This window comes from Tautonia plasticadhaerens (assembly GCF_007752535.1).
Lineage (GTDB): Bacteria > Planctomycetota > Planctomycetia > Isosphaerales > Isosphaeraceae > Tautonia > Tautonia plasticadhaerens.
In genome coordinates this window covers 2,385,732-2,403,078 of the sequence record NZ_CP036426.1, presented here as the reverse complement: position 1 = coordinate 2,403,078, position 17,347 = coordinate 2,385,732, and the positions used below count along the sequence as shown (strand labels likewise).

At 74.5% G+C, this 17,347-nt stretch carries 25 protein-coding genes; 20 read left to right on the top strand and 5 right to left on the bottom strand.

What is annotated here, in order from left to right; all coding sequences use genetic code 11:
* The 20 genes from ElP_RS09275 to ElP_RS09175 all read left to right on the top strand — a co-directional run bounded on the left by ElP_RS09275 (position 1) and on the right by ElP_RS09175 (position 15,251).
* Positions 1–1,308 carry a phage portal protein gene (locus ElP_RS09275; RefSeq protein WP_197446837.1) on the top strand — a complete coding sequence of 436 codons (1,308 nt, stop codon included), beginning with the start codon at positions 1–3 and terminating at the stop codon, positions 1,306–1,308.
* A complete protein-coding gene (locus ElP_RS09270; RefSeq protein ID WP_145268611.1) occupies positions 1,305–1,910 on the top strand; it encodes an HK97 family phage prohead protease in 606 nt (201 codons plus the stop codon). The genes ElP_RS09275 and ElP_RS09270 overlap by 4 nt, the downstream gene beginning before the upstream one ends.
* Positions 1,911–1,952: 42 nt before the next feature.
* A complete protein-coding gene (locus ElP_RS09265; protein ID WP_145268609.1) occupies positions 1,953–3,236 on the top strand; it encodes a phage major capsid protein in 1,284 nt (427 codons plus the stop codon).
* Positions 3,237–3,385: 149 nt separating this feature from the next.
* Positions 3,386–3,607, top strand: a complete 222-nt coding sequence (locus ElP_RS09260; RefSeq protein ID WP_145268607.1) for a hypothetical protein — start codon at positions 3,386–3,388, stop codon at positions 3,605–3,607.
* A 5-nt stretch (positions 3,608–3,612) separates the two neighbouring features.
* Positions 3,613–4,257 (top strand): head-tail connector protein, encoded by a 645-nt coding sequence (locus ElP_RS09255; protein WP_145268605.1) that lies wholly within the window; start codon positions 3,613–3,615, stop codon positions 4,255–4,257.
* Complete coding sequence (locus tag ElP_RS09250) at positions 4,257–4,580, top strand: phage head closure protein (protein ID WP_145268603.1); 324 nt, start codon at positions 4,257–4,259, stop codon at positions 4,578–4,580. Before ElP_RS09255 ends, ElP_RS09250 begins: the two co-directional genes overlap by 1 nt.
* A gap of 33 nt (positions 4,581–4,613) precedes the next feature.
* Positions 4,614–5,012, top strand: a complete 399-nt coding sequence (locus ElP_RS09245; protein ID WP_145268601.1) for a hypothetical protein — start codon at positions 4,614–4,616, stop codon at positions 5,010–5,012.
* Between the two features lie 56 nt (positions 5,013–5,068).
* A complete protein-coding gene (locus ElP_RS09240; RefSeq protein WP_145268599.1) occupies positions 5,069–5,365 on the top strand; it encodes a hypothetical protein in 297 nt (98 codons plus the stop codon).
* Between the two features lie 45 nt (positions 5,366–5,410).
* On the top strand, positions 5,411–5,731 hold the full coding sequence (locus ElP_RS09235; RefSeq protein WP_145268597.1) for a hypothetical protein: 321 nt from the start codon (positions 5,411–5,413) through the stop codon (positions 5,729–5,731).
* Positions 5,728–6,042, top strand: coding sequence for a hypothetical protein (locus tag ElP_RS09230; RefSeq protein ID WP_145268595.1), 315 nt, complete (start codon positions 5,728–5,730; stop codon positions 6,040–6,042). Before ElP_RS09235 ends, ElP_RS09230 begins: the two co-directional genes overlap by 4 nt.
* Positions 6,043–6,054: 12 nt before the next feature.
* The gene (locus ElP_RS40570) at positions 6,055–9,429 is read left to right on the top strand and encodes a LamG domain-containing protein (protein WP_145268593.1); all 3,375 of its coding nucleotides are present in this window, start codon (positions 6,055–6,057) and stop codon (positions 9,427–9,429) included.
* Between the two features lies 1 nt (position 9,430).
* Entirely contained in the window at positions 9,431–9,826 is a 396-nt protein-coding gene (gene gp17 / locus ElP_RS09220) for a tail completion protein gp17 (protein WP_145268591.1), read from the top strand.
* A 24-nt stretch (positions 9,827–9,850) separates the two neighbouring features.
* Entirely contained in the window at positions 9,851–10,291 is a 441-nt protein-coding gene (locus ElP_RS09215; protein WP_145268590.1) for a phage tail tube protein, read from the top strand.
* A gap of 79 nt (positions 10,292–10,370) precedes the next feature.
* Positions 10,371–10,748, top strand: a complete 378-nt coding sequence (locus tag ElP_RS09205; protein ID WP_197446836.1) for a hypothetical protein — start codon at positions 10,371–10,373, stop codon at positions 10,746–10,748.
* Positions 10,749–10,765: 17 nt separating this feature from the next.
* Positions 10,766–11,074: a phage tail assembly protein T gene (locus tag ElP_RS09200; protein WP_145268586.1), complete on the top strand. Its 309-nt coding sequence runs from the start codon at positions 10,766–10,768 to the stop codon at positions 11,072–11,074.
* Between the two features lie 13 nt (positions 11,075–11,087).
* Positions 11,088–11,621: an HK97-gp10 family putative phage morphogenesis protein gene (locus ElP_RS09195; RefSeq protein WP_145268584.1), complete on the top strand. Its 534-nt coding sequence runs from the start codon at positions 11,088–11,090 to the stop codon at positions 11,619–11,621.
* 13 nt (positions 11,622–11,634) lie between these two features.
* Positions 11,635–13,554, top strand: a complete 1,920-nt coding sequence (locus ElP_RS09190) for a phage tail tape measure protein (protein WP_145268582.1) — start codon at positions 11,635–11,637, stop codon at positions 13,552–13,554.
* Between the two features lies 1 nt (position 13,555).
* Positions 13,556–14,440 carry a hypothetical protein gene (locus ElP_RS09185; protein ID WP_145268580.1) on the top strand — a complete coding sequence of 295 codons (885 nt, stop codon included), beginning with the start codon at positions 13,556–13,558 and terminating at the stop codon, positions 14,438–14,440.
* A 14-nt stretch (positions 14,441–14,454) separates the two neighbouring features.
* The gene (locus tag ElP_RS09180) at positions 14,455–14,814 is read left to right on the top strand and encodes a hypothetical protein (RefSeq protein WP_145268578.1); all 360 of its coding nucleotides are present in this window, start codon (positions 14,455–14,457) and stop codon (positions 14,812–14,814) included.
* A 5-nt stretch (positions 14,815–14,819) separates the two neighbouring features.
* Positions 14,820–15,251, top strand: coding sequence for a hypothetical protein (locus tag ElP_RS09175; protein WP_145268576.1), 432 nt, complete (start codon positions 14,820–14,822; stop codon positions 15,249–15,251).
* A 320-nt stretch (positions 15,252–15,571) separates the two neighbouring features.
* Here ElP_RS09175 and ElP_RS37755 read toward each other — a convergent pair whose 3' ends face one another.
* From ElP_RS37755 to ElP_RS09155, 5 genes are all read right to left on the bottom strand, one after another.
* Positions 15,572–15,793, bottom strand: a complete 222-nt coding sequence (locus tag ElP_RS37755; RefSeq protein ID WP_197446835.1) for a hypothetical protein — start codon at positions 15,791–15,793, stop codon at positions 15,572–15,574.
* Positions 15,790–16,038 carry a hypothetical protein gene (locus ElP_RS09170; protein WP_197446834.1) on the bottom strand — a complete coding sequence of 83 codons (249 nt, stop codon included), beginning with the start codon at positions 16,036–16,038 and terminating at the stop codon, positions 15,790–15,792. The genes ElP_RS37755 and ElP_RS09170 overlap by 4 nt, the downstream gene beginning before the upstream one ends.
* 371 nt (positions 16,039–16,409) lie before the next feature.
* Complete coding sequence (locus tag ElP_RS09165; protein WP_145268574.1) at positions 16,410–16,631, bottom strand: hypothetical protein; 222 nt, start codon at positions 16,629–16,631, stop codon at positions 16,410–16,412.
* Positions 16,628–17,116 carry a hypothetical protein gene (locus ElP_RS09160; RefSeq protein ID WP_145268572.1) on the bottom strand — a complete coding sequence of 163 codons (489 nt, stop codon included), beginning with the start codon at positions 17,114–17,116 and terminating at the stop codon, positions 16,628–16,630. Before ElP_RS09160 ends, ElP_RS09165 begins: the two co-directional genes overlap by 4 nt.
* Positions 17,113–17,298 (bottom strand): hypothetical protein, encoded by a 186-nt coding sequence (locus ElP_RS09155; RefSeq protein WP_145268571.1) that lies wholly within the window; start codon positions 17,296–17,298, stop codon positions 17,113–17,115. Before ElP_RS09155 ends, ElP_RS09160 begins: the two co-directional genes overlap by 4 nt.
* Positions 17,299–17,347 lie beyond the last annotated feature (49 nt).

Sequence of the window (17,347 nt, the reverse complement as noted above, 5' to 3'; positions counted from 1 at the left end):
GTGCCGAAGCGACTGCCCTCCATCCTGAAGGCCCGCCCCTCGGCGACGGCCCCGGAGTCCCGCGCCGTCGCCGGCGAGGAGCTCTGGTGGCCGCCCGGCACCGGCTCCGCCGGCGTCGCCGTCACCGAGGAGACGGCGCTGGCGTTCCCGACGCTGCTGGCCACGGCCAACACCCTGGCCACCGACCTGGCCTGCATGCCGATCGACGTCTTCCGGGGCGAGGGCGACGAGGGCCGCGTCCGCGACCGCCGGCACCCCAATCACGAGCTGCTCTCCCGGTCGCCCGCCGGCCCGGACCGCCCGGAGACGACGCCGATCCGCTGGCGGCAGTCCTGGGTCCTGCACGCCCTGCTCTGGGGCAACGGCTACAACGAGATCCGCCGGACCGGCCGCGGCACCCCCTACTCGCTGCACCTGCTCGACCCGGAGACGACCCGCCCCGTCCGGCTGCTCGACGGCGTCGAGGTCGAGCTGGCCGACCCCGACGGCGTGCTCCGCTACGAGGTCCAGGGGGTCCGCGGCGGCACCCGGCACCTCCGGCCCGAGAACGTGCTCCACCTGGCCGGCCTGGGGCTCGACGGCATCCGCGGCCTGAACTTCGTGGCCCTGCTCCGCCAGGGCCTGGGGCTGGGGATCGCGATGGAGTCCTACGCGGCCGACTACTTCGCCAACGGGGCCGACCCCGGCGGCGTGATCGAGACGCCGCAGAAGCTCAACCCGCAGGCCATCGCGAACCTCCGCACCGGCTGGGACGACCTCCACCGCGGCCCCGGCAAGCGGCACCGCCCGGCCGTGCTGGAGCAGGGCGCGACCTGGAAGGGCACCAGCTCCAACCCCCAGCAGTCGCAGCTCGTCGAGGGCCGCAAGTTCCAGTCGCTCGACGTCGCCCGCCCCTGGCGGGTCCCCCCCAACAAGTACGGCGACCTCTCCGAGGCCCACCTGGCCAACATCGAGGCCTCCAACCTCGACTACCTGAACACGGCGCTGACCGGCTGGCTGGAGGCGATCGAGCAGGAGATCAACCTCAAGCTGTTCACCCGGTCCGAGTGGCAGGGCGGCTACTTCGTCGAGCACGACGTCGACGCGCTGCTGCGCGGCGACCTGCTGAAGCGCTACCAGTCCTACGAGATCGCCATCCGCACCGGGATGCGCTCGATCAACGAGTGCCGCCGGGCCGAGAACCTCAACCCGGTCAAGGGCGGCGAACAGCACCTCACCCAGGCCCAGAACGTCCCGATCGAGAAGGCCGGCATCGCCTTCCCCGGCGGCGGGCCGGGCTCGCCCGCAACGGAGCCCGCCCGGCCATGAGCGACGTCGAGACCCGCTGCCTCGTCCTGCCCGACGCCGAGGTCCGCATGGCCGAGCGCGACGGCCGGCCGATGATCGTCGGCCGGGCGATCCGCTACGGGTCGCTCTCGAGGGAGCTGCGCAGCGACCGCGGCCGGTTCCGGGAGCGGTTCGCCCCGGGGGCGTTCACGCGGAGCCTGCAATCCGGGGCCGACGTCCGGGCCCTGATCAACCACGACAAGAACCTCGTCATGGGCCGCAACGTGGCCGGCACGCTCCGGCTCTTCGACGACCCCGACGAGCTGCGGTTCGAGATCGACCCCCCCGACACGACCTGGTCGCGGGACTACCTGGTGTCGATCGCCCGGGGCGACATGGGCGGCGTCTCCTTCCGCTTCTACAAGCGGCGCGACGACTGGGAGCGCGACCCCGCCGACGGGGTGGAGATCCGCACGGTGACCGAGGCCGCCATCGACGACGTCTCGATCGTCACCTACCCCGCCTACGAGGACACCTCCGCCGCGCTGCGGAGCCTCGACGAGTTCCGCCGGAGCCAGCCCGCCGGAACGCCCCTGCGCGCCCGCGCAGCCCGACTGACGCGGCTGGCCGAGGCCGATTCCTGACCGGCCCGATCCCCCACCCTGCAACCCCACCGAGGCACACTCATGCCGACTTCCGTTGAGCTTCGCGAGGAGCGGGCGGGCCTGGTCAAGCAGGCCCGCGACCTCCAGGCCGCCGCCGACGCCGAGGGCCGCGACCTCTCCGCCGAGGAGACCGAGCAGTTCGACCGCGTCATGGCCGACGTCGACGCCATGCGTTCCCAGGTCGACCGGATGGAGAAGCTGGAGGCCGTCGAGTCCGACCTCGACCGGCCCGTCGAGCGCCAGGCCGAGGGCATCGATTCGGAGCGCCGCGAGCACCGCCGCGGCGAGCAGCGGGCCGAGGCCCGCGAGGCCGAGGAGCGGGCCGCCTTCGCCCACTTCCTCCGCACCGGCGAGGTCCGCCAGTCGCTGCGGGCCGGCGAGGAGCGGCACGCCGGGCTGATGGCCGAGGTCCGCGACACCATCATCGGCACCGACGCCAAGGGCGGCTACCTGATCACCCCGACCCGGGTGACCCAGCAGCTGGTCAAGGTCGTCGACGACATGGTCTTCATGCGCCGGCTGGCCACCGTCCACACCGTCAACGACGCCAAGAAGCTCGGCATCCGGACGCTGCCGACCCACATGGCCGACGCCAGCTGGACGACCGAGGTGGCCGCGGTCACCGAGGACACCACGATGGCCTTCGGCCGCCGGGACCTGGAGCCCTACCTGCTCTCCAAGCTCTCCAAGGTGTCGCTGCGGACCCTGGCCCTGTCGAGCGACGCCGAGTCGATCGTCCGCCAGGAGCTGGGGTACAAGTTCGGCCTGACCCAGGAAAAGGCCTTCCTCACCGCCGACGGCTCGTCGAAGCCGCTGGGCGTCTTCACCGCCAGCGCCTCGGGCATCTCGACCGGCCGGGACGTCGCCGGCTCGAACACGACCACGGCGATCGTCGCCGACACGCTCTTCGACGTCGTCTACGCCGTGAACCCCGGCTACCTCGTCGGCGACAAGGTCGGCTGGATCTTCCACCGCGACGCGGTGAAGGCCATCCGCAAGCTCAAGGACTCGGACAACCAGTACCTCTGGCAGCCGGGGCTCCAGGCCGGCCAGCCCGACCAGCTGCTCCGCTTCCCCGTCTACCAGTCCGAGCACGCGCCGAACACCTTCACCGCCGGCCTCTACGTCGGCCTGTTCGGCAACTTCAGCTACTACCACATCGCCGAGGTCAACGCCTTCGCGATCCAGCGCCTGACCGAGCTGTACGCCGCCACCAACGAGGTCGGCTTCATCGGCCGGATCTGGGTCGACGGCGCCCCGGTGCTCGAATCCGCCTTCGCGCGGATGAAGCTCGCCGCGTCCTGAGCCGGGGGGTGGCGGGGCGGGGCGATGCTGGCCCCGGCCCCGACGCCCCTCCACCCGATCGGGGCGTTGTCTCCTCGGCCGAGGTCGCACCACCGGCGAGGAACGCACAGGGTCGCACCCTGGCGCCCCGGCCCCCCACCGAGGAACCGATGCGCGTCCGACTCCACTCCCTGGCCGCCGGGCCCGACGGCGTGCTCCAGCCCGGCGAGCACGACCTGGCCGAGGCCTTCGCCCGTGCCCTGGTCGCCGGCGGCTATGCCGTCCCGATCGACGCCGACGCCACTCCCGAGTCGGCAGAGACCGACCCCGGCCCCGAGCCCGAGACGACCGAGGCCCCCCGGCCCGCGACCCCGAAGCGGAAGGGCAAGTGACCCCGATGCTCCAGCCCGACGGCCGCCTCACCCCGGCCACCCCCCCGGCCGAGGAGCCGGTGACGACCGCCGAGGCCAAGGCCCACCTGCGCGTCGAGGTCGACGACGACGACACGCTCATCGCCGCCCTGGTCGTCGCCGCCCGCCGCCTCGTCGAGGCCCGACTGGCCCGGGCCCTGGTCTCCCAGGCCTGGGACCTGACGCTCGACGGCTTCCCCCGGGCCTGCACCCAGCGGCCCGGGTCGTGGGAGCGGTCCTGGTCGTACTACGGCACGCTCACGGTGCCGCTCGCCCCGCTGGCCTCGGTCTCCTCGATCACCTACGTCGACGCCGCCGGCGAGGAGCAGACGCTCGACCCCTCCGGCTACCAGGTCGTCGCCGGCTCGCCCGGCCTGGTCGTGCCCGCCTACGGCACGAGCTGGCCGGCGACCCGGTCCCGGCCCGAGGCGGTGACGATCCGCTTCACGGCCGGCTACGGCGACGCGGCCGACGTCCCGCAGACCCTCAAGCTGGCCGTGCTCCTGCTCGTCTCCCACTGGTACGAGCACCGCGAGGCGGCGATCGACCCGCTGATCGGCAACGGCCCGGTCGACCTGCCCTACGGCGTCGGGGCCCTGCTGGCCGCCGAGAGCTGGGGGCACTACGCCTGATGCGCGCCGGACGACTCCGCCACCGCGTCGCGATCCGCCGGGCGACGACCACGCAGGGGAGCTTCGGCCAGCCGGTCGAGGCCTGGACCGACCTGGCCTCCTGCTGGGCCGAGGTCCGCCCCCTGGCCGGCCGGGAGCTGGAGCACGCCCGGCAGGTCCACGCCCTGGCCAGCCACCGGGTCCTGATGCGGGCCGTCGCCGCCGTCACCCCGGCCGACCGCCTCGACTGGGGGGGCCGGACGCTGGAGATCCTGGAGGTCCGGGACACCGACGTCGGCGGCCGGACCCGCCAGCTCATGCTCACCTGCCGCGAGTCGGTCTGACCCCATCACCCCCTCGACGCCGAGGCCACCCCCATGCAGTTCACCGTCACCGTCCGCAGCGCGCGGGTCGGCGCCATCAAGACGATCGTCGACGCCGGCGGCGCCAACACCGGCCTGCTCAAGGTCTACGCCTCGGGCGGCTCGCCCCCGGCCGCCTCGGCCACGACCTCGCTGGGCACCCTGCTGGCCACGCTCACCGCCGTCACGATCACCAACAACTCCGACGGCACGCTGACGATCTCGGCCACCGCCGACAGCTCGGCCGACGCCACCGGCACCCCCGACTACGTCCGGATCACCAACAGCACCGACTCCGACCGGATCCAGCTCACCGCCGGCGTCGGCTCCGGCGAGGCCAGCTTCGACTCGACGATCACCGCCAACGGGGCGGTGTCCCTCACCTCCGGCACGCTCACCGACGGGAACGCCTGACCCGCCCCCCCTCACACCCGATTGGCCCGAGGCCACCGCAGGGAGACCCGACCGCCATGCCCGCCAACTCCGCCGGATTCAAGGTCCTCCACACGCCCGGGTCCGTCCGGCTCGACGGCTTCCCCCGGCTCACCTACGTCCCCCGGCTCGGCGAGGGCATCCGCCTGGCCGCCGACCCGACGGTCACCGTGGCCCGGGTCGTCGCCGAGCGCAAGGCCGGCCGGTCCCCCGAGCAGGTCGCCCGGGACCTCGGCCTGGTCGTCCACGCCGGCACGCCCGAGGAGGCCCCCAACGTCGGGGCCGTCGAGGAGGCCCTCGACTACGCCACCAAGGCCGGCGTCTTCGACGCCTGACCCCCCTCCCATCCACGCCGGACACCCCCCCCCGGAGCCCCGACCGTGCCCAACCACTTCCACGTCGACGACTCGGCCGTGCAGACCACGATGGGGCGCGACCTGCTCGACGTGCTGCGCCGGCTCGGCCAGGACATCGCCGAGCTGGAGTCGATCCGGGACGCGATGCGCGAGGCCAGGGACGCCGCCTCCTCGCCCGCCGTCGCCTCCGACCACGCGACCAATGCGCTGCTGCTCCGCTTCCTGGACGCCCCCGGGGGCGCGGTGAGCGCGTCCGTCACCCTGGCCGCGTTCGTCGAGATCGACTACGCGGTCAACACGGCGGCGGCGGCGATCAAGCAGCTCTGCGCCCAGATCCGCCAATGAGCCTGCCCCCCCGGGCCCCCCGGCGGCTGCTGCTGCTCTCCGGCCCGGTGGCCGGGCTCGCCCGCTCGGCCGTGGCCCGGCCGGGCGTCGGCACGGCCGCCCGCCCCACCCTCCGCGTCCGGTTCGACGCGGAGGTGGCCGTCACCCTGGAGCGGTGGTCCGCCGCCGGCCGGTCGAGCACGACCTACGCCGGCGCCACCATCGACCACCTGCTCCCCCGCTTCGCCCCCGGCGAGCGGTGCCGGGTGACGGTGTCGGGCGGGTCCGCCGCCGCGCCCGTCGCCGGCTTCGCCGAGCTCGTCGCCCCCTGACGCGGAGCCCCCGTGGCCGCACCCAACTTCATCGGCGAATATGAGACGGCGTGGGACTCCGCCACCTCGCCCAAGTCGACGGCCGCGATCACCGTCCAGGCCGGGGACGTGCTGGTCGCGGTCTCGGCCGTCGAGACCTACAACACGGGCTTCCAGGAGCCCACGATCACGCCCAGCGGCGGCGGCCTGACCTGGACCAGCCGGCAGGTCGTCCAGGGCAACGACTACGGCAAGGTCGCGATCTGGACGGCGGTCGCCTCGGGGTCCGCCTCGTTCGCCGTCACGTTCACGCGCACGGGCTCCCTGTCCTCGGGCCTCTACTTCGGCGGGTCGGTCCTCCAGTATCGCGGCTCCGACGGGCTCGGCAACTCCGCCAAGGCCAACGTCTCGTCCGGGGCACCGAGCCTCTCGCTGACGACGACCGGCGCCAACTCGGCGCTCGTCGCGATCAACAACGACTGGAACGCCGGGGACGGCTCCTCCCGCACCTGGCGGACGATCAACGGCACCGCCCCGAGCGCCGGCAACGGGTACGAGGCGGTCTACTTCCGGGACGCCTCGCGCTACACCGTCTACGCCGCCCGCTGGCCGGACGCGGGGGCGGCCGGGTCCAAGACGCTCGGATTGTCGAGCCCGAGCGGCCAGAAGTATTCGATCGCCGGGATCGAGGTGCTGGGGACGTCGTCGCCGTCCCCGGCCGCCGCCGCCCTCTCGGCGACCGCCGCCGACGCCTCCGCCTCGCTCGCCCTCGACGCGGGGGCGCCGCCGGGCTCGGCCGCCGCCCTCGCCGCGACGGCCGGCGACGCCTCCGCGAGCCTCGCCCTCGACGCGGGGCTGCCGGGCAGCTCGGCGATCGCCCTCTCGGCGACCGCCGCCGACGCCACCGCCTCGCTCGCCCTCGACGCCGGGGCCCCGACCGGCACCGCGATCGCCCTCTCGGCGACGGCGGCGGACGCCACCGCCTCGCTCGCCCTCGACGCCGGGGCCCCGACCGGCACCGCGATCGCCCTCTCGGCGACCGCCGCCGACGCCACCGCCGCCCTCTGGGCCGCCGGCGGCGGGCCGATCGGCTTCGACACCGCCCCGGCCCGCGTCCTCTGGCTCGACGCCGGCGACGGGGTCAACGCCCGGGGGGCCGTCGAGCTCGACGGCTCGACCCAGTACCTGACCCGGTCCGGCTCGCTGATGGGCGTGCTGGGGACCAGCTACAGCGTCCAGGCCTGGGTCTACCTCGACGCGACGGGGGCCAGCCGGGGGATCGTCTGCCACCGCTCGACGGCGTCCTCGTCCCGGATCCCGCTCTTCCTCGGGGTCGGCTCGGACGACGTGGTCGACTTCATCGTCGGGGCCGACGGGGCGGCGTTCTCCACCGCGGTCGGCTCCGCCCTCTCCGCCGGCCAGTGGCACCACGTCGTCGGGGTCCGCAGCGGCAACACGCTCTCGATCTACGTCGACGGCGTCAAGGGGACCGACGCCACCGGCTCCTTCGGCGGCACGATCACGCCGACGCACCTCGACTACGGCTCCAACTTCGGCGGCTCCGCCTCCCGGGTCCAGCTGCTCGACGGCCGGATCGACCAGGTCGGCCTCTGGGGCAACCGGGCCCTGACCCAGTCCGACGTGACGGGCCTCTTCAACGCCGGGGCCGGGCTCACCTTCGGCGGCATGACCTCGGGCCAGAAGTCCGGCCTGGTCCTCTTCCACGAGCTGGACGAGGCCTCCGGCGACCGGCTCGACGCCACCGGCAACGGCCGCGCGATGACGGCCGTCGGCGCCCCGGGCGGGGCCCACGGCGTCGTCGAGGGCCCGGCCGACGACCTCGACCCGGTCTCCTCCTGGGACGACCGGGTCGGCGGCCTGGCCTTCGAGCAGGCCTCCGTCCCCGCCCGGCCGGCCTGGCGGTCGGGCCCCGGCACCCCCTACGTCGACTTCGACGGCACCGACGACCAGCTCTCCCACGGCACCCCCGGCGGCCTGGTCGGCGACCGATCCGCCTTCACGCTGCTGGCCAAGGTCCGGCTCGACGCCCTGCCGGCGACCGACCCGGCGGTGATCTACGAGGAGGCCGACGCCTCGGGCGCCGTCGCCTGCCGGCTGGCGGTCGACAGTTCGGGCCACGTGGTCGGGAGCTACCGGCCGTCCGGGGGGACCCTCGCCTCGGCGACCAGCTCGGCCACCCTCCCGGCCGGCGGGGCCCCGGTCACGATCGGCCTGGTCCGGGACGGGACGGCGCTGCAGGCCTTCGTGGCCGGGTCCCCCTCGGGCCCGTCGGCGACGATCGACGCCGGGACCTCGCTGGCCGGGGCCACGCCCCGGGTCGGGGCCCCGGTCGCCTCCTCCGGCTTCGCCCGGCTCGACGGCCGGGTCTACGCCGTCTTCGGGGCGGCGCTGGCCTACGCCGACGCGCAGGTCCGCCAGCTCTCCGAGGCCCCCTCGGCCTCCGCCCTCTCGGCCACCGCCGCCGACGCGACCGCCGCCCTGGTCCTCGACGCGGCGGCCCCCGGCGAGTCGGCCGCCGCCCTCGCCGCGACCGCCGCCGACGCCTCCGCCACGCTCGCGCTCGACGCCGGGGCGCCCCCGCCGGCCGCGCTCGCCCTCTCGGCCTCGACGGCCGACGCCTCCGCCACGCTCGCGCTCGACGCCTCGGCCCCGGGCGCCGCCGGGCTGGCCCTCTCGGCGACCGCCGGCGACGCGACGGCGAGCCTCGCCCTCGACGCCGGGCCCCCGCCGGCCTCGACGATCGCCCTGCTGGCCGCCGCCGGCGACGCGACCGCGAGCCTCGCCCTCGACGCCGCGATCCCGGCCCCCGCCGCCGCCTCGATCCTCGCCGCCGCGGCGGACGCCTCGGCCGCCCTGGTGCTCGACGCCAGCCCGCCGGCCGGCACGGCCCCGTTCTCGCTCTCGGCGACGACGGCCGACGCGACCGCCGCCCTCGGGCTGGCCTGGATCGCCCGGGTCGACCTGCGGCAGATCGTCTTCGAGCGGCTCTCCGGCTCGGCCGCGCTGGCCGCCCTGGTCGGCACCCGGATCTACCCCAACTGGGTCCCCCAGGGGGTGGCGGCCCGGCCGGCCCTGACCTTCACGGTCGTCTCCAACGCCCGGGGCCGGGTCCTCGCCGAGGACGGCTTCGACGGCTCGGCCCGGGCCCGGGTCCGGTTCGACGCCTGGGCCGACGACCCGGCCGACGCCGCGGCCGTCGTCGACGCCCTCTCCGACCTCTGGCACGGCTACCGGGGCACGGCCTCCGGGGGCGTGCTGGTGCACTCCTCCTACCAGGTCGACGAGCAGGACCTGCCCGAGGCCCCCGCCGACGGCTCCGGCGACTGGACCGAGCGGATCGTCGCCGACTACGCGATCCACTACCGCATCCCCCGGCCGGACCGCTGACGTGACCCTCGCCGAGCTGATCGAGGCGGTCCGCGCGCGGACCGCCGCCGACGCCGCGGTCGCCGCCCGGGCCGCCTCCCGGGTCTACCCGGGCTGGATCCCCCAGGGGGCGAGCACCCCCGCGGTGACCTTCACCGTCATCGGCCACGCCCGGGGCCGGCACCTGGACGGCGCCGGCGACTGGGGCCGGGCCCGGGTCCAGTTCGACTGCTGGGCCGACGACCCGGCCGACGCCGCGGCCCTGGCCGCCGCCCTGGCCGACCTCTGGCACGGCCACCGGGGCGGGTCCCTCTCGGCCCGGCAGCTCGACGAGCAGGACCTGCCCGAGCCGCCCGCCGGCGGCGGCGGCGCCTGGTCCGGCCGCATCAGCCTCGACTTCTCCTTCCTCCACCGCTAACCGAACCGCCGAGGGCCACCGCCGATGTCCGCCATCCCCCACGCCGGGACCACGCTCGAGACCTCCCCCGACGACACCACCTACACCGCCGTCGCCCAGCTCATCTCGATCACCCCGCCCGGCACCGAGCGGGAGGCCGTCGAGACGAGCGACCTGGCCGCCGGGGCCAAGACCTTCCGCGGCTCCAAGAAATACGACGCCGGCGAGCTGGAGCTGGCGATCACCTACGACCCCAAGCTCGCCAGCCACGCCACGCTCGAAGGCCTGCGCACCAGCGGCAACACGATCTACTGGCGGATCACGCTCAACGACATGGACACCACCGCGACGATCGCCAAGTTCTCCGGCTTCGTCACCGGCTTCGAGGTCGACGAGGTCAACCGGGACGACGAGGACAACGTGACCGCGACCCTGACCGTCAAGGTCACCGGCGCGATCACCCTCACCCCCGGCACCAGCTCCTGAGCGCCGGGGCCGGCCGCCCCCGGCCCCGCCGTCGCCCCCCTCCCGACCCGCCCCGCAGGCCCCGAGGACCCGAGATCCCATGAGTGCCGACGCCGTCGCCGCCGCCGCCGTCCCCGCCCCTTCCCCCGCCGCGACCCGCGAGCGGCTGCTCGCCGCGAAGCCGCCCGCCCCCGAGCCGCTGAAGCTGCCCCGGGGATTGGGGGTCGTCCACGTCCGGGCCCTCACCGCCCGGGAGCGGGCCGAGTGGGAGCTGGCCGTGACCCGGGACCGCAAGGCCACCCGCGAGCTGCTGGTCGTCCTCACCGCCTGCGACGCGGCCGGCACGCCGCTCTTCACCCCGGAGGACCTCGCCGCCCTGGCCGGGCTGGACTCGGCCGTGGTCGACGCGATCTTCGCCCGGGCCCTGAAGCTCTCGCGCATCTCGCAAGCGGATGTGGATGAGCTTGAGGGAAACTGAGACGCCAGCCGCTCCGGGTGCTCCTCTTCCGGCTCGCCCTGCACTTCGGCGAGCCGGACCCGGACGCCCTGGCCGAGCGGATCAGCTCCCCGCTCCTCTCGGAGTGGCTGGCCTTCTTCAGATTGCACCCGCTGCCCGACCCCTGGCTCCAGACCGGGATCACCTGCGACACCCTGGTCCGGGTCCTGGGCACCGGCAAGGCGGCGCGGCGGATCACCCCCGACTCCTTCATCCCCCGGCCCCGACGCCGGGCGCCGCAGGCCCCCGGGGCGATGCGGGCCGCCCTGGCGGCGTTCGCCCGCCTGCAATCCCCCGACCCGAGATGACGCGAGGTGAGGCTTGGCCAGCCGACGTCGGTCCGTCCGCGTGGTCGTCACCGGCCACAAGGCGATCGACCGCAAGCTCCGGAAGCTGGAGCCCAAGATCCAGCGGAAGCTCGCCCGCAAGGCGACCCGGGAGGGGCTGCGCCCCATCCTCGACGAGGTGATCGCGTCTGCCCCCGAGGATACCGGGTTCCTGCGCGACCACGTCAAGCTCCGCGCCGTCCGCAAGAAGCGGCGGGGGGAGATCGCCCTGCACGTGATCATCCCCTCGATCCCCTTCAAGGCCGCCTTCGGCGACTCCAAGACGCCGAAGGCCAATGGATCGAAGACCACCTACTTCTACCCCTCGATCATCGAATACGGGTCGCGCGACCGCCCCCCGGACCCCTGGGTCCGCCGCGCCTTCGAGCGGCTCCAGGGCAAGGGCCGCCAGACCATGATCGACGAGCTCTGGGGCGCGATCGAGCGCGAGGCGTCCCGCGGCGTCCGCAAGCCTTCCGGCGGCTCGGGCGGCCCGCGCCGCGACCCGACGACGGGCCGCTTCATCTAGGGAGCCTCGCGACATGGCGACGGTCGGCTACCTCCGCGTGATGGGCACCATGAGCACCGCGCCCCTGCAGAAGGGGCTCGGGGCCATGCGCGGCTCGATCAACGCCTTCGCCGGGGCGACGGCCTTCGGCGGCCGGGGCCTGGCCGCGATGGGGGCCGCGATGGGCGGCGTCGCCGCCGCCGGGGCCAGCTTCCGGACCCACCTCTCGATCGGCAAGCAGATGGCCGGCCTGGCCAAGGCGACCGACCTGGAGGGGGCGGCGCTGGAGGGGCTCAAGCAGGAGCTGTTCGGCCTCTCGACCGAGCTGGCCGGCGTGCCGGTCGAGGACCTGCTCGACATCGCCATCACCGGCGGCAAGCTCGGCATCGCCGCCGGCGACCTGGTCGAGTACACCCGCGGCATCGCGATGCTCTCGACCGCGATGGACGACATCCCCGCCTCGGAGATCGCCGACCAGGTCGGCAAGGTCAACAGCGTCTTCAAGCTGAGCAGCACCCGGGGCGCGATGCAGCTCGGCTCGGCGATCGACAAGGTGGCCGACTCGGGCGTCTCGGCCTCCAGCGACATCCTCAACGTCGTCCAGCGGATCAGCGGCTCGGCCGCCGCGGCGAAGATCGGGGCCGACGAGGCCGTCGCCCTGGCCGGCGCCCTGCTCGACACCGGCACCCAGGCCGAGCTGGGGGCGACCTCGCTCCAACGCCTGATCATGGGGCTCAACAACGTCGAGTCCCGGGCCGGCTTCGCGAAGGTCCTCGGCGTCGAGGCCGGGCAGTTCGCCCGGATGGTCGAGGACTCCCCCGTCCGGGCGCTGCAGGCCTTCCTCGGGACGCTCAACACCCTGGACGCCCAGAGCCAGCAGGTCGCCATCGCGTCCGTCCTCGGCCGCGACTCGATCCAGGCGACCGGCGAGATCCAGAAGCTCGCCGCCCAGGTCGACACCCTCGACCGCTACCTCGGCCTGTCCTCGCACGAGTTCGCCACCCTGGAGCAGATCCAGAAGAGCTACAACATCACCGCCGGCACCAGCGGGGCCACCCTCGCCCAGGTCGGCAACCGGATGACGATCCTCAAGGACCAGGTCGGCACCGGCCTGGCCCCCGCCCTGCTGATCGGCAGCACCCTGCTCGGCGACCTGGCCACCGGCGTCGGCGAGGCCTTCGGCCGCTCCGAGGGGGCCGTGCAGGGCCTGGGCATCAGCGTCTCGGGGATCGTCGACACCATCGGCTTCGCCTTCCGGAACCTGCCCGACCTCTTCGAGATGGCCGCCATCAAGCTGCAGGAGCGGCTCCTGAACGTCGGCGCGTGGTTCCAGACGCTCGGTACCAACATCGGCATCATCGCCGGCTGGGCCTTCGAGAACTGGCGGGAGCTGGCCCTCGACGCCTTCAACGCGATCGGCTTCGGGATCCAGAACCTCGGCACCAACCTCTACAACCTCGGCTCGGCGCTGGTCGCCTTCCTCCGGGATCCCACCCAGGGCTTCCAGTTCAACTGGACCCCGATGCTGGAGGGGTTCACCTCCACCGTGTCCGAGCTGCCCGCGCTGGCCGAGCCGGAGTTCATCAGCCTGCAATCGTCGATCGACGAGGTGGCCGACCGGATCGCCGCCAACGAGGCGGCCCGCGCGGCCAAGTCGGTCGAGTCGGCCGTCGAGGCCGGGGCCGGCGTGATGCCCGGCGCCGTGGCGGGGGCCGTCGAGCAGGGCATCGCCCGGCCCGACCTGCTCGGCGACCAGGGCGGCGAGGCGAAGGCCTCGGCCGCCAACCTGGAGCTCGGCAGCAAGGAGGCGTACTCGGCCATCGCCGCCTTCCGCAACGGGGGCGGGCAGGACCGGCTGCTCAACGTCAACACCCGACAGCTCTCGACGCTCCAGCGGATCGACCGCGGGATCGATCGCATGGCCGGGTCCCAGCTGGAGGTCCAGGCGGTCTGACATGGCCAACTTCTCCCTCATCCAGCCCCCCGGCAAGGGCCGCTCCGGGTCCAAGGACGCCCAGCGGCAGCGGTCCTACTCCGTCCCCTACCAGGTCGAGAGCGACGACCCGGCCGGCACCGAGGCCGAGGTCCTCGCCTTCGTCGAGGGGCAGGTCGGCACCATCGGCGCCGCGCACCCCGGCGACGACGGCGCCTTCATCCGGTCGATCCGGGTCCAGGAGGAGGCCGAGGACGGCTGCTCCTGGAGTGCCGAGGTCGAGTACGGCCCCTGGGAGCCGATGGAGGAGTCGCCGCTGGAGGAGCCGGCCGAGGTGGCGATCGACTGGGCCCCCCGCGAGCGCGTGGTCGAGCGGGCCTGGGCCGAGGACGGCGGCTCCTGGGGCCTGACCGGCGTCATCACCAACTCCGCCGGCGACGTCTTCGACCCGCCTGTGGTCCGGGACGATTCGAGGCCCATCCTCCGGATCAGCACCAACGAGCCGAGCTACCCGATCGCCCTGGCCGGGCTCTACCGCGACACGGTCAACGACGCCGACGTCTCGATCGGCGGCCACACCTTCGCCGCCAAGACCCTCAAGGCGGCCGCGCCCAAGGCCCGGCGGCAGTGGTCCCCCAACGTCGCCGGCGGCTTCTACTGGCGGATCGACTACGAGTTCGAGATCAACGAGGAGACCTGGGTCCACCAGCAGCTCGACAACGGCTTCCGCTACCTCGACTCCGGGTCGTTCAAGCAGGCGCTCTCCTCCGACGGCCAGCCGGCCAGCTCGCCGGTGCTGCTCGACGGCTCGGGGGCCCAGCTCGCCGCCGGGGGCGACCCCGTCGCGCTGGAGTTCGACCTCTACGAGCCCCGGTCGTTCCAGGCCGGCTTCACCTTCTTCACCTGATCGGGGGCGAGCGGATGGCCGGCGTCGGCTTCACCAGGGACGGGGCCCGGCAGGTGGCCGAGGCCACCCGCCACGTCCAGCACCAGCTGCGGGGCCTCCAGCCCGGGCGTCGGGGGCGCTGGCAGGGGGGCGGCCTGCTGATGCCCGCCCGGAGCACCACCACGGTCACCGCGGCCAGCGTCTCGGGCACCACGATCACCTACGGCGCCGGCTCGGTGCAGCTCTACGGCATCGACGGCGCGGACATGGACCTGATCGGGAGCACCTACGGCGCCATCAACCCGGTCGAGGACGAGATGGCGACGGGCACCTTCTGCTGGGTCGCGCCGTGGGGCGGGGCCCTCATCGTCGTCGGCTGGTACTGCACCGCCTGATCCCCATGCCCATCAAATTCATCGCCGGGTGCTGCGGCTGCGGCGGGGCGGGGGGGGGGATCTCCCTCCCCTGCTGCGCCGGCACGCTGGACGGGACGCTGGAGATCACCTTCGAGCCCGCCGCGCTCTTCTGGGGGGCGGTGCTCTCCGGCCAGACCTTCGCGATGACCTGGAACGGGCTCGACCGCTGGGAGTGGGCGGCAAACGCGAGCCACGACGGCTGGTTCGACCCCTGCAAGACGCGCAACGGGATCTACACGATCCAGGTCCGGGGCATCTCCGGCGGATTCGGCAACCCCTACACCTGGAACGGCAACAGCACCCACGTCGTCGGCGGCGGCGAATGCCTCCTCGGCGGGTCGGGCGGCTTCGTCCGCTACCGCTTCACCAACCCGACGACGGGGCTGACCGGGTATTGCGTGGTGACCCGCCCGTGAGCGCCGACCCGCGACCCTGGGCCCCCTACCTCTCCGGGGCCGGCTCGCCCGGCGTCCGGCACGCCTGGAGGGCCCACCTCTGCCCCATGCGTAGTCGGTGTGGCTGCAACCACGTCGAGTGCGCCTTCTGGGGCCGACGCCGCCCCGCCCGCGACTGCCTCGACTGCCGGATCAAGGACCGCTGGCTCCCGCCCGAACCCCGCCCCGCGTCGGCCGGCCCTGCCCGCACGCCTGGCAGCGATACGGCTTGACTCGATCCCCCTCGACGCCCCCTCCCGCACCTCGGGAGGGGGCGTCTTCGCATTTCCAGGGACACATCGTCAGTCGAACATGAGTGAGAGTTGGGCCGGGCTCGGGGGCGGCGGGCCGACGCCCGGCGCCTCCCCCGGGCCGACGCGGGCGGCCACGCGGGCGATCGCCACCGGGCCCATCGTGGCGTAGCCGGTGTGGCGGCATCCGGGACACCCGGACCCGCCGCAGCCGGCGTGGATGCGGTGCTCCCGGCCCTCGGAGGGGACCGGCAAGGGGCCGGGTGCCGTCACGGGGTCGGGGCGTCCGGGCGCCCCAGGGCCACCCGGCCCGCCGGCGTGATCGCGACCCGCTCCGCCCGGCCCCCCTCCCGGCGGACCAGGCCCAGGTCTTCCAGGTCGTAGAGCACCCGGGCCGCCTCGAAGAGCCCCAGGGCCGGCCGACGGCCCCGCAGGTGGCCGGCCGCGGCCATCGGGTCGGCCGGCCCCGGCCCCGCCGCAAGGTACTCCAGCACGATCCGCTCGTCGGGACGCAGCATCGGGGTCGCTCCTCGCCGCGCGGTCGAACGCATCCGCCGCCGGGCGGCCGAACCGCCCGGCCACGTCCTCGACGGCGGCGTGATGCAGGGCCCGGAGCCGGAGGGCCTCGCCCTCCAGCCACCGCGCGCCGGGGTGGTGTTGCTTGGTCCCCGGGATCGGCCAGGGGTCGAGGCGGCCGAGCGAGCGGTGCAGGGTCGCGCCCCGCGCGCAGGCCCCGGCCGACCGCAGCAGCCGCCGGGACGTCTCCAGCCGGTAGGCGACCTCGGGGTCGTCGAGGGCGGATTCGGCGTCGGTCGTCATCGCGTCGGCCCCCCTCACAGCCGGTCGACCAGGTAGCCGTCGCGGTAGAGATCGAGGGTGCGGTTGGCGTTCACCGGCCGCCTCCCCGGCCGACCAGGCCGAGCAGCTCCAGCCGGATCGGGCACGACGGCCCGTCCCAGCCGGCGATCCAGCTCCAGGCGTCGCCGTCGGCCACGAACTTCCGGGCGGACTCGGGGGTGATCGCCGAGTACTCGTCGGGCCGGCTGCCGACGTAGCCCAGCAGCCGGCCGGCGTCGGTGATCGCCAGCGCGTACAGGGGGGTGCCGTTCATCGCGAGTCCTCCCGCGTCCGGACGGTGCGCAGCGAGCGGACGATCGGCGTGGCGCCGATCAGGATCCGGGACGCCTCCCGGCCCAGCCGGTAGGCCGGGGCGACCGCCCCGGCCGGGACCAGGTCCTGCGCGGGCGTCCCGCACCACTCCCAGGCCCAGCCGACGAGCAGGCTCTCCAGCCAGGGCTCGGGCCAGGGCAGCTCGGCGACCATCGCGTCGTAGGCCGAGCGGTCGGTGCCGGTGGCCGGGTCGGTCACCCCGGGCCGCTCGGCGTCGTCGAGGTCCAGGGCCGCGCCGAGGCCGATGGCCTCGACCAGCAGCAGGCCGAGCAGGTCGGCCCCCCATCGCCCCGACTCGTCGCGGGCGAAGGCCTCGCCGACGACCGGCACGAGCCGGTGCTTGTGGTACAGGGCGACGAACTGGCCGACCGTCGGCGCCGGGATCGGGCACCCGGGATCGGGCCCTGGGAAGGGGAGGGTCGTCATCGGTCCCCTCCCCTGCCCCGGTCGGGACGCTCGACGTCGGCCAACCCCATCGCGCAGTGCGAGCAGAGGTCGGGCCCGACCCACCAGCAGGTGCCCCAGCCGTCGTGCCAGCAGGCCGACCGACAGGTGCAGCCGCAGGCCCGGCACGAGCGGCCGAGCGGGGCACTTTCACTCACGCGCATCGGCGCGTCGATCCGATCGTGTCCCTGGTGCGGCTGCGCGGGGTCGCGT

Excerpts from the sequence above, each read along its gene's own strand:
- ElP_RS09215 (WP_145268590.1), top strand. The coding sequence starts at position 9,851 with ATGTCCGCCATCCCCCACGCCGGGACCACGCTCGAGACCTCCCCCGAC.
- ElP_RS09255 (WP_145268605.1), top strand. The coding sequence starts at position 3,613 with ATGCTCCAGCCCGACGGCCGCCTCACCCCGGCCACCCCCCCGGCCGAG.
- ElP_RS09160 (WP_145268572.1), bottom strand. The coding sequence starts at position 17,116 with ATGACGACCCTCCCCTTCCCAGGGCCCGATCCCGGGTGCCCGATCCCG.
- ElP_RS09170 (WP_197446834.1), bottom strand. The coding sequence starts at position 16,038 with ATGCTGCGTCCCGACGAGCGGATCGTGCTGGAGTACCTTGCGGCGGGG.
- ElP_RS09180 (WP_145268578.1), top strand. The coding sequence starts at position 14,455 with ATGGCCGGCGTCGGCTTCACCAGGGACGGGGCCCGGCAGGTGGCCGAG.
- ElP_RS09250 (WP_145268603.1), top strand. The coding sequence starts at position 4,257 with ATGCGCGCCGGACGACTCCGCCACCGCGTCGCGATCCGCCGGGCGACG.
- ElP_RS09260 (WP_145268607.1), top strand. The coding sequence starts at position 3,386 with ATGCGCGTCCGACTCCACTCCCTGGCCGCCGGGCCCGACGGCGTGCTC.
- ElP_RS09165 (WP_145268574.1), bottom strand. The coding sequence starts at position 16,631 with ATGAACGGCACCCCCCTGTACGCGCTGGCGATCACCGACGCCGGCCGG.
- ElP_RS09240 (WP_145268599.1), top strand. The coding sequence starts at position 5,069 with ATGCCCGCCAACTCCGCCGGATTCAAGGTCCTCCACACGCCCGGGTCC.
- ElP_RS09265 (WP_145268609.1), top strand. The coding sequence starts at position 1,953 with ATGCCGACTTCCGTTGAGCTTCGCGAGGAGCGGGCGGGCCTGGTCAAG.
- ElP_RS09185 (WP_145268580.1), top strand. The coding sequence starts at position 13,556 with ATGGCCAACTTCTCCCTCATCCAGCCCCCCGGCAAGGGCCGCTCCGGG.
- ElP_RS09190 (WP_145268582.1), top strand. The coding sequence starts at position 11,635 with ATGGCGACGGTCGGCTACCTCCGCGTGATGGGCACCATGAGCACCGCG.
- ElP_RS09205 (WP_197446836.1), top strand. The coding sequence starts at position 10,371 with ATGAGTGCCGACGCCGTCGCCGCCGCCGCCGTCCCCGCCCCTTCCCCC.
- ElP_RS09270 (WP_145268611.1), top strand. The coding sequence starts at position 1,305 with ATGAGCGACGTCGAGACCCGCTGCCTCGTCCTGCCCGACGCCGAGGTC.
- ElP_RS09175 (WP_145268576.1), top strand. The coding sequence starts at position 14,820 with ATGCCCATCAAATTCATCGCCGGGTGCTGCGGCTGCGGCGGGGCGGGG.
- ElP_RS09155 (WP_145268571.1), bottom strand. The coding sequence starts at position 17,298 with ATGCGCGTGAGTGAAAGTGCCCCGCTCGGCCGCTCGTGCCGGGCCTGC.
- ElP_RS09245 (WP_145268601.1), top strand. The coding sequence starts at position 4,614 with ATGCAGTTCACCGTCACCGTCCGCAGCGCGCGGGTCGGCGCCATCAAG.
- ElP_RS09230 (WP_145268595.1), top strand. The coding sequence starts at position 5,728 with ATGAGCCTGCCCCCCCGGGCCCCCCGGCGGCTGCTGCTGCTCTCCGGC.